Genomic DNA, 13,192 nt, shown 5'->3' with positions numbered 1-13,192 from the left:
TGTGACCGAAGCACGAGCAGACCGCGAGCTGCGCGCGGAAGCGATCGTCGAGGCGCCGCCGGAGCGGGTCTGGGAGCTGCTGACCGACTTCTCCCAGCTGCCGCAGTGGAGCCCGGAGGTGATGCGGATGGTGCCCCTGAAGCGTGGTGGGTTGCGTGTCGGCCAGTGGTACCTCGGGATCAACCGCCGCAAGGCCGTCATCTGGCCATCCCGCTCGGTCGTTGCGGCGGTGGACCACGGTCGCCGACTGGTGTGGGACACCAAGTCCAGCGGCGCCCAGTGGATCTGGGAGCTCGACGCGGTCAACGGTGGCACCCGGGTCGTGCACCGGCGCCCGGTCCCCGAGGGCGTCACCCTGATGAGCAGGGCGTTCGCGCCCGCCTTCCTCGGCGGCAACGTCGAGCACGCCGACGAGCTCGAGCAGGGCATGGCCCGCACCGTCGCCGGCCTGAAGGCCGCCGCGGAAGCGCCTTCGGTGGTCGAGTAGCCCGAGCCGCTTCGGTCGTCGAGTAGCCCGAGCCGCTTCGGTCGTCGAGTAGCCCGAGCCGCTTCGGTCGTCGAGTAGCCCGAGCCGCTTCGGTCGTCGAGTAGCCCGAGCCGCTTCGGTCGTCGAGTAGCCCGAGCGCTCTGCGCGAGGGCGTATCGAGACGCCGCAACCTTCGGTGTGGCCGTCCCCACCGTCGCTGGGCACGTCACCGGGTCTCGATACGCGCCGTCGCGAGCTCGTTCCTCGCTCGCGGGCGCTACTCGACCTGCTCGCCCAACGGTGCCGTCCTCGTCCCTCGGACGACACCGGGCTCGCAAATCTGCTGTCGGCGAACAGGGGCCGAGATCCCGTGGTTCCGGGGCGCGGGACGGCTAGTGTCGCCACGTGACTCAGAATCCCAGCGGCCCCGTGATGAACGGCGCGCCCGGACTCAACCTTCTCGACGACAACATCTACAGCCGGCTGCTCAAGGAGCGGATCGTCTTCCTCGGATCCGAGGTCCGCGACCAGAACGCCAACGCGATCTGCGCGCAGCTGCTGCTGCTGTCGGCGGAGGACCCCGAGGCGGACATCTTCCTCCACATCAACTCGCCCGGCGGCTCGGTCGACGCGGGGATGGCCATCTACGACACCATGAACTACATCCCCAACGACGTCGCCACCGTCGGCATGGGGCTCGCGGCGTCGATGGGCCAGTTCCTGCTCTGCGCGGGCACCAAGGGCAAGCGCTACGCGCTGCCGCACGCGCGGATCATGATGCACCAGCCGTCCTCCGGCATGGGTGGCTCGGCCTCGGACATCAAGATCCAGGCCCAGCAGTCGCTGCACATCAAGAAGGTGCTCTTCGAGCTCATCTCCCAGCACACCGGCCAGAGCGTCGAGCAGGTCAGTGAGGACGCCGACCGCGACCGCTGGTTCACCGCTAGCGAGGCCGTCGACTACGGACTGGTCGACAAGGTCGTCAAGAGTGCCCGTGACGCCGCCGACGAGGGCCGCCCGGCCCACTCGAACAAGGACTGACGCAGATGAACTACTACATCCCGCAGTGGGAAGAGCGCACGTCGTACGGCTTCCGGCGGATCGACCCCTACGCGAAGCTGTTCGAGGACCGCATCATCTACCTCGGCACGCCGATCTCCGACGACGTCGCCAACGCGGTGATCGCGCAGCTGCTGTGCCTCCAGTCGATGAACCCCGACCAGGACCTCAGCATCTACATCAACAGCCCCGGTGGCTCGTTCACGGCGCTGACCGCGATCTACGACACGATCCAGTTCATCAAGCCGGACGTGCAGACGGTGTGCATCGGTCAGGCTGCGTCCGCGGCCGCGATCCTTCTCGCCGCCGGCACCCAGGGCAAGCGACTGGCGCTGCCCAACAGCCGGATCCTGATCCACCAGCCCTACACCGAGGGCACCTTCGGCCAGACCTCGGACATCGAGATCCAGGCCAACGAGATCCTCCGGATGCGGGAGATGCTCGAGCGGATGATCAGCGACCACAGCAACAAGACGATGGAAGAGGTCAGCCGCGACATCGAACGCGACAAGATCCTCACCGCAGAGCAGGCGATCGAGTACGGTCTCATCGACTCGGTGCTGGAGTCGCTCAAGGGCACTCCGGCGCTCACCTGACCGATCATGACCATCCCGCCGCGCCCCTCGTGTCCCCTCCCGTGGAAGGGGTACCAGGGAGTACGGTCGGGGAGTCCGCATTACGTGAGGAGTACCGCCCGTGGCACGCATCGGTGACGGAGGCGACCTGCTGAAGTGCTCTTTCTGCGGGAAGAGCCAGAAGCAGGTCAAGAAGCTGATCGCTGGTCCGGGCGTCTACATCTGCGACGAGTGCATCGACCTCTGCAACGAGATCATCGAGGAGGAGCTCAACGAGGGCGCCGAGGTCGGCCTCGATGAGCTGCCGAAGCCGAAGGAGATCTTCGACTTTCTCAACTCCTACGTGATCGGCCAGGAGCAGGCGAAGAAGTCCCTCGCGGTCGCCGTCTACAACCACTACAAGCGGGTCCAGGCCGGCGTCCAGCCGGGCCTCGGTGACGCCAAGGGCAAGCACAGCAAGGACGAGGTCGTCGAGGTCGCCAAGTCCAACATCCTGGTCATCGGTCCGACCGGCTGCGGCAAGACCTACCTCGCCCAGACCCTGGCCCGGATGCTCAACGTGCCGTTCGCGATCGCCGACGCGACCGCGCTGACCGAGGCCGGCTACGTCGGCGAGGACGTCGAGAACATACTGCTCAAGCTGATCCAGGCCGCCGACTACGACGTCAAGAAGGCCGAGACCGGGATCATCTACATCGACGAGATCGACAAGGTGGCCCGCAAGGCGGAGAACCCCTCGATCACCCGTGACGTCTCCGGCGAGGGCGTCCAGCAGGCGCTGCTCAAGATCATCGAGGGCACGACCGCCTCGGTGCCGCCGCAGGGCGGGCGCAAGCACCCGCACCAGGAGTTCATCCAGATCGACACGACGAACATCCTGTTCGTCGTCGGCGGCGCGTTCGCCGGGCTCGAGCACATCATCGAGCAGCGGGTCGGCAAGAAGACGCTGGGCTTCACCGCGGACGTCCGCGGCAAGGAGGAGCGCGACGCCGAGGACCTGCTCTCGCTGGTGCGCCCCGAGGACCTGACCAAGTTCGGCCTGATCCCCGAGTTCATCGGCCGGCTCCCGCTGATCGCGAGCGTGACCAAGCTCGACCGCGAGGCGCTGGTGCAGATCCTCACCGAGCCGCGCAACGCGCTGGTGAAGCAGTACCACAAGCTCTTCGAGCTCGACGGCGTCGACCTCGAGTTCACCGACGACGCCATCGAGGCCATCGCCGACAAGGCGATGGAGCGTGGCACCGGAGCCCGCGGCCTGCGGTCCATCATCGAGGAGGTCCTCCTCCACGTGATGTACGACGTCCCCTCCCGCGGCGACGTCGAGAAGGTCGTCGTCACCCGCGAGACCGTCGACGACGACGTGCCTCCCACCCTCGTGCTCCGCGAGGCGAAGAAGAAGAAGTCGGCCTAGCCCTTCTCCCGCTGGTCGAGCTTGTCGAGGCCCCTACCCGCCGCTGGTCGAGTAGCCCGAGCCGCTAGGCGAGGGCTCAGGCTGGTCCGCCGGTTGCTCCGTGGCGTCGATATCGAGTTCACCGACGACGCCATCGAGGGCATCGCCGACAAGGCGATGGAGCGCGCCACCGGAGCCCGCGGCCTGCGGTCCATCATCGAGGAGGTCCTCCTCCACGTGATGCATGACGTCCCCTCGCTCGCCGACTGGACGATGGAGCTGGACGTCGACGGTCGACTGATGCTGCGTTCCTCGACGCCTGTTAGACTCCGCGACTCATTCCGATCCGCCCGTTTCGCCCCGCTGGCTTGAGGGAGCCGGTGGCGGGGAGGGACGGGGGACTGGACAGGGAGGGAACCCTTTGTCAAAGCAGTACCTATCCGCTCGAGCTGCCGACGACCGGCAGCGCAATGTGCCCGCTGATGGGCCGCCCGTTTCGTTCGAGGAGCTGCCTCCACGAGACGGATAGCGAAGCCCGATGGATGCATATGCCCTGCAGCGCAGTTGGGATCGGGTGACGGAGCACGGGGAACAGGTGCCGCTGTACTTCTACTCGCACCTCTTCGTGTCCCATCCTGAGGTGCGGTCGATGTTCCCGCTCTCCATGTCGAACCAGCGGGACAAGCTTGTCAGCGCACTCGGCAGGATTGTCAGCCACGCCGACCAGATCGAGAATGATGCGGCGTTCCTGCAACACCTCGGCCGCGACCACCGTAAGTACGCCGTGGTCGCGGATCACTACAACGCAGTCGGCGCCTCGCTGTGCGCAACCCTGAAGCACTTCCTGGGGTCCGAATGGGACGAGGAGCTCGCCGCGCACTGGACGGCGGCCTACCAGGTGATCGCGCGGATGATGGTCGAGGCAGCGGAGACGTCCTCGGAGTCCAGCCCTGACTGGTGGGACGCCGATGTGGTCTCGGTCGAGCGACGGACCATGGACCTCACGCTGCTGACGGTCCGGCCCCGGCGCGCGTTCGGGTTCCTTCCCGGCCAGTCGGTGTCCATGGAGATCCCGCAACGCCCTCGGCTGTGGCGGTACTTCAGCCCGGCCAACGCTCCGCGCCGGGACGGCTCGATCGACCTGCATGTGCAACAGATCGACGGTGGCCAGGTGAGCCCGACCGCGGTGCGGTCCCTGAAGGTCGGCGACGTCGTGAAGTTGGGGGCGCCGGTGGGCGAGCGGCTGACCCGGCGGGCAGAGGACTCGAAAGATCTGCTGATGGTCGCTGGTGGAACGGGTCTCGCCCCACTCCTCGCGGTCCTCGAGCAGATCGATCACGAGTGGCAGCGGTCTCGCACCGCGCCGCGGGTCCATCTCCTCCACGGCGTCCGAATGCCCTGGCACCTCTACGACCGCCCCCGGTTGCGAGAGCTGGCCCAGAAGCGGCCGTGGTTCGACTACACGGAGGTCGTGTCTGACGATTCGTCCTATCCCGGGACGCGCGGGAAGGTCGGCACGGTCGCGGCCCGGCAGACGCTGGACGGGCGCACGGCGATGGTGTGCGGCGGTCCGCAGATGGTCGCGCACACGCTGGAGCAGTTGGCTAGTAGGGGCATGCACCCCGAGCACATCAAGTACGAGCACTTTTACTACGCGGCCGCGGACGATCACACCGCCGAGCGAGCGCTGAACAGGCAGGAGACAACAAGTGACGAACACCAACGACCGCCAGGACTCTCCGCACTACCGGTCACCCGAGTCGATCCGCGACGAGACCTTCCGGCGCCGGATGCGTGGCATCGACGCGGCTGAGGTGTACGAGTACCTCGACCTGTTGGCTGGCCAGGTGCAAGCCACAGAGAGCGAGCTCCGCGAGAGCCGGGCCGAGAACGACCGTCTCCGGACAGAGTTGCAGCGCGTGCAGGCGGCGCTAGACGAGTACGAACAGGTCGGCGACCGCGTCAACGAACAGGTCGTCCAACTGTTCAGCCAAGCACAGCTCGTGGCCGAGGAGATGGTCGAGGACGTCAGCCGGGACGCCCGCGACCGCATCGGCCAAGCGCGCGCACACGAGCGCAAAGTCGTGGAGGAGGCCATGGACACGGCCGGGCAGCAGGTTCGTTCCTACGCACAGACGGCCCAGGCACAGATGAAGTCGATCATGGACTCGTTCGCCACCGAGGTCGACCGGCTTGGGAGCACCCATCCGGCCACCGAGTCGGGTTCCGCGGCGACCCACCAGATCGACCCCCTGTTCGACGACTTGAGCGACTGGCAGGTCCGCGCCCGCAACGGGAGCGGACCGGAGTCGCCTGGCTCGGACTGATCGGGTGCGAGATCTTCTGAGACCCTCTCGGATGGGTGGATCAGGGAATCCCTCCCCCGGGGGAGGGACATGACGACGCAACACCACGAGTGCTGCCCTGCCCACACCGACCCGACCGACCAGCCGGTGACACAAAATCGCCTGAGCCAGCCCGACCCCGAGCGAAGCCCCGGTAGCGCCGACATCGAGGTAGATCGGGCGGAGGCCGAGGAGTTCCTCGAGCTCTTCCACGCCGAGAACCCCCAGCCCGGGCCGTTGGGGCCGCGGATCGCCGCGGTGATGCGCGAAATCGACATGACCGGGACCTACTGGCACACCGCTGAGGAGCTGGCCTTCGGCGCCCGCGTCGCCTGGCGCAACAACGCACGGTGCATCGGTCGGCTGTACTGGCAGAGCCTGCAGGTGCGCGACCTGAGGACGGTCTCCGACGCCGGCAGCGTGGCCGCGCGCTGCTTCGAGCATCTGCGAGAGGCTCACAACGGCGGGAAGATCCGGCCGATGATCAGCGTGTTCGCTCCCGAGTCCCCCTCCAGACCTGCCCCCAGGATCTGGAACGAGCAACTCATCCGGTACGCCGGATACGAGCAGCCGGACGGGGATGTCCTCGGGGACCCACGCTACCGAACTTTCACGAGCAAACTGATCCAGCGCGGGTGGCGGCCGCCCGAGTTCCCGAGTGCCTTTGACGTGCTCCCGCTTGTGGTGGAGACCGTCGAGGAGGGACCGCGGTTGTTCCAGGTCCCCGGCCAAGCGGTACATGAGGTCCCGCTTGAGCACCCCGAGCTGACATGGTTCGCCGGTATGGGCATGCGGTGGCACGCGGTCCCGGTCATCAGCAACAGCCTGCTTGTCATCGGCGGTGTCTCCTACCCGGCTGCGCCATTCAACGGTTGGTACATGGGCACGGAGATCGGGGCCCGCAACTTGGGCGACAGCGACCGCTATGACCTGGTACCGGAAGTTGCGAAACGAATGGGGCTCGACACCTCGGACGAGGCGACCCTGTGGCGAGACCAGGCCTTGGTCGAGATCAATCGTGCGGTACTGCACTCGTTCCGAGTGACCGGCGTGACCATCACCGACCACCACACCGAGTCCCGCAGGTTCCTCACCCACTTGGAGCGGGAGGAGCGGGCGGGTCGCCGCTGCCCTGCCGACTGGAGCTGGATCGTGCCGCCGATGTCCGGCTCGCAGACCCCGGTCTTCCACCGCTACTACGAAGCCGAGAACCAGGTGCCGAACTTCCTCGCCGACAACGAGGCCGCAGGCCGGGCGCTCCAGGGCGGTCCGCCCGCCTTCCGCTGATGCGGGGAGCGGCCTGGAAGGGCCTGGATGCGGTTCTTGGTCTAGGTGGAGCCCGGCTGGACGAGCCGAATGAAGGCGCATTCGAGCGTCCGTCTCCGGCGAATCGTTCGGGCATCCGCCGGCGGCCACGGCGAATATCCCGTCGCAGCAGCTCTTGCGGCAACTGCTGACGCGGGTGTAGGCCTGTCTCCGGAGGTGCGTCATGCGTCGTCTACTCGGAATCGTCTTTGCTGCTGCCATCCTCATCGCCGCGCTCGCCGCGGTCCCGGGAGGCGCTGCCCCCGCCCCTCCGGACAAAGCGGGAGGCCCGCTCGACGTCTACACGACGATGGTGACGCCGGACCAGTGGTCCAGCCTCGCCGCGCAGGGTTTCGACCTCGGCGAGCAGCCGCACTCGGATCAAGCCGGCAAACGGGTCGAGGTCGAGCTGATCGTCGACCGCGCGGACGCTGCGCGTCTGCGCTCCCAGGGCTTCGACCTGAAGCTGACCCGGGTCAAGGGCGGGCAGACCGTCCGCCAGTTCGCGAACTCCCAGGCTGTCGGCGGCTACAACGTCTGGCGGTCCTACGACGAGCCGGGTGGCATCCGCGACCAGCTCCGTGCGGCGGCCAGAGCGAACCCGCAGATCGCGAAGCTGGTGAAGATCGGAACGACCCACCAGGGCCGCGAGATCCTGGCGCTCAAGCTCACCCAAGGGGCGCGGGGCAAGGTCGACGGCAGCCGTCCGGCGGTGTTGTACAGCGGCACCCAGCACGCCCGGGAGTGGATCGCCACCGAGGTGACGCGGCGGCTGATGAAGCACTACATCGATCGCTGGCGAGCCAACGACAAAGCGGTGCGGAACCTTCTGAAGACGACCGAGCTGTGGTTCGTGCCGGTCGCCAACCCCGACGGTTACCAGTACTCCTTCGACGTCGAGCGGCTGTGGCGGAAGAACCTGCGCGACAACAACGGCGACGGCCAGATCACCGGCGTCGACGGTGTCGACCCCAACCGCAACTTCCCCAACCACTGGGGCTATGACAACGAGGGATCCTCCTCGATCCAGTCCAGCCAGACCTACCGCGGCCCGGCTCCGCTCTCCGAGCCGGAGACCAAGGCGATGGTCGGGCTGCTCGACCGGATCGGCTTCGCGTTCCAGATCAACTACCACTCCAACGGCCGGTGGATCCTCTACGCCGAGGGCTGGCAGATCGGGACCCCGACGTCCGACGATCCGATCTACTACGCACTGTCGGGGAACCTCGACGAGCCCGCGATCGAGGACTTCCATCCCGGGCTGTCGTCCGACGTCCTCTACGTGACGAACGGCGAGACCACCGACTACGCCCACGCCCAGACCGGCGCGCTCGCCTGGACGCCCGAGCTGTCTGCGGGCTGCGACGGGTGCGGCTTCGTCTTCCCGGACGACGAGCAGCTGGTGCAGGAGGAGTTCCTGCGCAACCTGCCGTTCGCGCACTCCGTGGCCCGATCCGCGGTCGACCCCGACGACCCGAAGACCGTGACCGGCATCGAGACCGAGCCGTTCTACGTCGACAGCGCCGACCCCTACAAGCGCGGTATCCCGGAGGCGCAGTTCAGCTTCACCAAGTCGTACGGCGACCCGCAGCCGGTGGCCGTGATCGCCAAGCGCAGCCTCGGCCCGGTGACGCTGAAGTACCGCATCAACGACGGTGCCGTGCAGTCGGCTCCGACGGCGGAGTGGGACGGCGGGGAGACGTACACCCCCGCCTCGGTGCACTACCACCAGATGCGCGGCGTGGTGACCGGCACCGACCCCGGTGACTCGGTCGAGGTCTGGTTCGAAGGCGGCGGCGAGACGAGCGACTCGTTCACCTACGACGCCGTCTCGGAGACCGGCAACCGGGTGCTCGTCGTGGCCGCGGAGGACTACACGGGCGCATCGCCCGTGCAGGCACCCGGACCGCACTACACCGACTACTACCTGGACGCGCTCGAGGCCAACGGCGAGACCGGCGACGTCTACGACGTCGACGCCAACGGCCGGGTCGCCCCGGACGTGCTCGGTGTGCTGAGCCACTACGACGCGGTGATCTGGTACTCCGGTGACGACATCGTGACCCGCAGGACAGGCACGGGCGCCGGCAACGCCGACCGGCTGGCCCTCGACGAGATGCTCGAGATGCGCTCCTACATGAACGAGGGCGGCAAGGTCCTCTACACCGGCAACTGGGCCGGGCAGCAGTACACGGCCGTCGTCGGCAACCAGTACTACGACCCCAAGGGCGAGATCGCCTGCAACCCCCTGCCGCCCGGCACCGACTCGCGTCGGTGCCTGCTCCTGCGCGGCTCCGGCGACGGGACGAACGACGTGCTGCAGTACTACTTCGGCGGCTACCTCGCCGTCGGGGGCGACGGGATCGCCGAGGACGGTACGGCGTTCGACGTCACGGGCATCGACGAGCCGCTGGACGGGATCCTGGCGTCGCTCAACGGGCCCGACAGCGCGGACAACCAGGACCACACGGGCTCGTTCATCTCCACGAGCGGCATCCTCCCGGTCGACGAGTTCAAGCAGTTCGAGAGCTGGCCGGCGGCGCGCTGGGACAAGCCGGGCGGGCCGTTCGACCCGCACAGCGGCACGCAGTACGTGTACTCCCAGATCGCCGACGTGTCCTACAAGCGGTTGACTCGGGAAGTCGCGGTCCCCGCCGGTGGAGGCTCGCTGAGCTTCTGGACGTCGTACGACACCGAGCCGGACTGGGACTTCTTGACAGTCGAGGCCCGCACGCCGGGTGACGATGACTGGACCACTCTGCCCGATGCCAACGGTCACACTTCCCCGTCGACCGGCGAGAGCTGCGCCTCGGGGTGGATCGAGGAGCTGCACCCGCACCTGGCGCACTACCAGACGTCCGACGGCGCCGGGAACTGCACGGCGACCGGCTCCAGCGGCGAGTGGCACGCCGCGAGCGGCAGCTCGAGCGGCTGGCAGGAGTGGAGCGTCGACCTCTCGGAGTGGGCCGGCGGGTCGGTCGAGATCTCGATCGCCTACGTCAGTGACTGGGGCACCCAGAACCTCGGCGTCTTCGTCGACGACATCACTCTCCCCGACGGCACGTCGACGTCGTTCGAGGGCGACCTCGGCGGCTGGGAGGTCACCGGCCCACCCCCCGGCAGTGCGCCCAACTCCAACAACTTCATCCGCACCGACGCCTCCGGCTTCCCGGTCGGCAACGCGATCGCGACCCCGCGCTCCTTGCTGCTGGGCTTCGGCCTGGAGGGCGTCTCGACCGCGGACGAGCGCAACGAGGTGATGGGGAGGGCCCTCGATCACCTGCTGGAGTGACGCCAGGCTTCGATCGCGGCGGAATGTCGCTGGATGGGACAGCGAGCCGAGTGATCATGTTCCGTCTTCGTGGCCGACTGGGGACCGGGGTCCAACGTCGTCGGTAGCCTCGAATCATGACGGGCGAGCCCTCCAGCATGTTCGAGGCGATCTACGCAGGCGCGGAGGCCGGTGAAGCCAAGCCGCCCTGGGACTACGGCGCCCCTCGTCCACAGCTCGTGGAGTGGGCTGAGGCGCGAGACCTGGCGGGCGGTGGCCGCGAGGCGCTGGTGGTGGGATGCGGCTACGGCGCCGACGCCGAGTTCCTAGCGCTGTTGGGATTTCGCACCACGGGCTTTGACTTCGCGCCGACCGCAATTGCTGCAGCGCGGCGAATGTATCCCGCCAGCAAGGTGAACTACCTCGTTGCCGACGTCTTGGACCTTCCGCGTAAGTGGCAGCGTCGGTTCGACCTGGTTGTAGAGAGTCTTACCGTGCAGTCGATGCCGCCTGAGCAGCACACGGCAGCCGCGCAGAACATCGCCGCTCTAGTGGCTCCAGAAGGCACACTGCTGGTCCTCGCGACCACACGGGACGAAGGGTCCGAGGTGAAGGGACCGCCGTGGCCGCTGACCCGTGCAGAGCTCGAGGAGTTTGCGAGCGGCGGCCTCATCCTGCGCGGCGTCGAACGGATTGAGAGCGGCACCTGGTGGCGAGCCGAACTGTCCCGAGGAGCGGGAGGTTCGACGAGTCATGCGCGCCAGTTCTAGATTCGCTACTGCCCAATGGTCGTCTCGCAGCGGAAACGGAGGCTGCCGCTTCGAGGCGAAGTGGCGCACCTCGCGGGGCGCACGGTGCAGGACTGGTCAGGAACCGTCCGTTCTGCCCGCGACCACCAGGCCGGATTCGTACGCGGCGATCACTACCTGAGCGCGATCGCGGACCGCCAACTTCGTGAGGATCCGGGCCACGTGCGTCTTGACCGTCGTCTCGCCGAGTACAAGCCGGTCGGCTATCTCGCGGTTGCTCAGGCCGCGCGCCATCAAGGCCATGACCTCGGTCTCCCGCGGCGTCAACCGCTTGAGCACCGAGACGGCTGAGCGAGTCGGACCCGTGGCGGCGAGGTAGCGCTCGATGACCATCCGGGTGACGCCGGGTGCGAGCAGGGCTTCGCCTGCCGCGACGGTGCGCACTGCGCCGATGAGTTGGTCCGCGGACGAGTTCTTGAGCAGGAAGCCGCTCGCGCCAGCCCGAAGCGCTTCCAGCAGGTACTCCTCGTCACCGAACGTCGTCAGCACGAGAACTCGCCCCGCCGTCGGCGAGAGGGAAGTGAGGTGCCTGGTGGCGTCGATGCCGTTGATGACGGGCATCCGGATATCCATCACCACGACGTCGGGCCGCAGACGAGTGGCGGCCTGCACCGCCTCCGCACCGTTGCCTGCGCTGCCCACGACGTCCAGGTCCGAAGCGGATCCCAGGATCGTGGTCAGCGCGGTGCGGGCGAGCGGGTCGTCATCGGCCACAACTAGTCGGATGCTCACGTGTCTCCACCGGTCGGAAGCACAACCTGAACCCGGTATCCGTGCGCCGTGGGGTCCACGACGAGGGATCCGCCGTGCAGGGCTACCCGTTCGCGGATTCCGACCAGGCCATGCCCGAACCGGACAGGGTTCGCGGAACCATCACCGTCGTCCGCGACCTCAATGTTGAGGGTGTCCGGCAGGTAGTTCAGCCTCACCCACGCCACCTCGGCATTCGCGTGGCGCCGAACGTTGGTCAGGGCCTCCTGCACGATTCGGTATGCCGACAGCTCCAGCCCAGTCGACAGGTTGCGGGGGTGGCCCTCGACCGAGAGCCGGACCACGGGAGGCGTTCCGCTGCCCGCGCACAGGTTGGCCAGCTGGTCGAGCCGGGGGAGCGGCTGGACAGGCGCCGCATGATCGGTGCCGGATCGGAGCACCCCCAGCATCCGGTGCAGCTCCTCGAGTGTGGCGCGGCCCAGCGACTCGATCGCTTCCAGCGTGGCGCGTTGATCCACCAGCTCGGGTGGCAGGCCGGCCCGAGCGCTGCTCGCTTGCAGGCCCATCACGCTGACGCCGTGTGCCACCACGTCGTGGAGCTCGCGCGCAATCCGACTGCGCTCCTCCTCCACGCTCGCGGCCGCGACCGACGCCGCACGCTGACGGTGGTGGCGGACCTCCCGACCGACGTACCACGCGGCGCTGATGAGCAGCGCGGGGACCACGAAGTCGTCGGGCCGGTCGTCAGCCGTGTAGGTGAGCCAGAACCAGCCCAGGAAGCCGCCGAAAAGCAGGCCGGCTCCAATCCACGCGCGTGGACCGGCCGTGGTCTTGGCCAGGGTGTACGCGACCACCAGGCTGCCAAGGGCCAGTTCGAACGCTGACTGGTCTTCTTGACCGACCCAGCCGATCGCGACCACCGTTCCGGAGAACGCTGCGGCGCCTGCGAGCGGCCAGCGCTCGTGACTGGCAAGCGCCGTGACCATGATCGCGACGAGGACAGTCAGCGGTACTCGGGGGCCGGGGATGCCGGTCTGGAAGATCGGCTGCACCCAGATCTCGATCAGGGCCAGGCCGCCGAGCACCAGGCCGACCAGCACGGTGAACCCGGCCGTCGGGCCGGCCGCCGGGACGTGATCCTCGCCGGTCGAGCGCATGGCACGACGGTACGGGACCATCTGGCGACCCGGGTCGTCCCTGAGGATGACCCGGGTAGGCGCATGTCGTCCTCCGGCCTGACTCTGCCCGAGGTCCGGGCGGG

The 13,192-nt window shown here is 67.8% G+C and carries 12 protein-coding genes; 10 read left to right on the top strand and 2 right to left on the bottom strand.

Annotation, left to right across the window (positions count from 1 at the left end; translation table 11 throughout):
• Position 1: 1 nt before the first annotated feature.
• The 10 genes from SHK19_RS16545 (at position 2) to SHK19_RS16500 (ending at position 11,181) form a co-directional block, all read left to right on the top strand.
• Entirely contained in the window at positions 2-487 is a 486-nt protein-coding gene (locus SHK19_RS16545) for an SRPBCC family protein (RefSeq protein WP_322936885.1), read from the top strand.
• Between the two features lie 411 nt (positions 488-898).
• Positions 899-1,507, top strand: a complete 609-nt coding sequence (locus tag SHK19_RS16540; protein WP_322938705.1) for an ATP-dependent Clp protease proteolytic subunit — start codon at positions 899-901, stop codon at positions 1,505-1,507.
• A gap of 5 nt (positions 1,508-1,512) precedes the next feature.
• The gene (locus tag SHK19_RS16535) at positions 1,513-2,121 is read left to right on the top strand and encodes an ATP-dependent Clp protease proteolytic subunit (RefSeq protein WP_322456475.1); all 609 of its coding nucleotides are present in this window, start codon (positions 1,513-1,515) and stop codon (positions 2,119-2,121) included.
• 100 nt (positions 2,122-2,221) lie between these two features.
• A complete protein-coding gene (gene clpX / locus SHK19_RS16530; protein WP_322456476.1) occupies positions 2,222-3,511 on the top strand; it encodes an ATP-dependent Clp protease ATP-binding subunit ClpX in 1,290 nt (429 codons plus the stop codon).
• A gap of 93 nt (positions 3,512-3,604) precedes the next feature.
• Positions 3,605-3,862, top strand: a complete 258-nt coding sequence (locus tag SHK19_RS22120) for a hypothetical protein (RefSeq protein WP_405030435.1) — start codon at positions 3,605-3,607, stop codon at positions 3,860-3,862.
• A 166-nt stretch (positions 3,863-4,028) separates the two neighbouring features.
• On the top strand, positions 4,029-5,303 hold the full coding sequence (locus SHK19_RS16520; protein WP_322936884.1) for a globin domain-containing protein: 1,275 nt from the start codon (positions 4,029-4,031) through the stop codon (positions 5,301-5,303).
• Positions 5,281-5,817, top strand: a complete 537-nt coding sequence (locus SHK19_RS16515) for a DivIVA domain-containing protein (RefSeq protein WP_322936883.1) — start codon at positions 5,281-5,283, stop codon at positions 5,815-5,817. Before SHK19_RS16520 ends, SHK19_RS16515 begins: the two co-directional genes overlap by 23 nt.
• A gap of 69 nt (positions 5,818-5,886) precedes the next feature.
• The gene (locus SHK19_RS16510) at positions 5,887-7,122 is read left to right on the top strand and encodes a nitric oxide synthase oxygenase (protein WP_322936882.1); all 1,236 of its coding nucleotides are present in this window, start codon (positions 5,887-5,889) and stop codon (positions 7,120-7,122) included.
• A gap of 202 nt (positions 7,123-7,324) precedes the next feature.
• Positions 7,325-10,432 (top strand): M14 family metallopeptidase, encoded by a 3,108-nt coding sequence (locus SHK19_RS16505; protein ID WP_322936881.1) that lies wholly within the window; start codon positions 7,325-7,327, stop codon positions 10,430-10,432.
• Between the two features lie 116 nt (positions 10,433-10,548).
• A complete protein-coding gene (locus SHK19_RS16500; protein ID WP_322456481.1) occupies positions 10,549-11,181 on the top strand; it encodes a class I SAM-dependent methyltransferase in 633 nt (210 codons plus the stop codon).
• 96 nt (positions 11,182-11,277) lie between these two features.
• Here SHK19_RS16500 and SHK19_RS16495 read toward each other — a convergent pair whose 3' ends face one another.
• Both SHK19_RS16495 and SHK19_RS16490 read right to left on the bottom strand, forming a co-directional pair.
• A complete protein-coding gene (locus SHK19_RS16495) occupies positions 11,278-11,934 on the bottom strand; it encodes a response regulator transcription factor (protein ID WP_322456482.1) in 657 nt (218 codons plus the stop codon).
• 14 nt (positions 11,935-11,948) lie between these two features.
• Complete coding sequence (locus tag SHK19_RS16490) at positions 11,949-13,088, bottom strand: sensor histidine kinase (RefSeq protein ID WP_322456483.1); 1,140 nt, start codon at positions 13,086-13,088, stop codon at positions 11,949-11,951.
• Positions 13,089-13,192: the final 104 nt, after the last annotated feature.

The sequence above is a fragment of the Nocardioides bizhenqiangii genome (assembly GCF_034661235.1).
In the GTDB taxonomy this organism is placed as follows: Bacteria; Actinomycetota; Actinomycetes; order Propionibacteriales; family Nocardioidaceae; genus Nocardioides; species Nocardioides bizhenqiangii.
The sequence above is the reverse complement of the archived record's forward strand: the minus strand, read 5'-3'. Positions and strand labels throughout refer to the sequence as shown.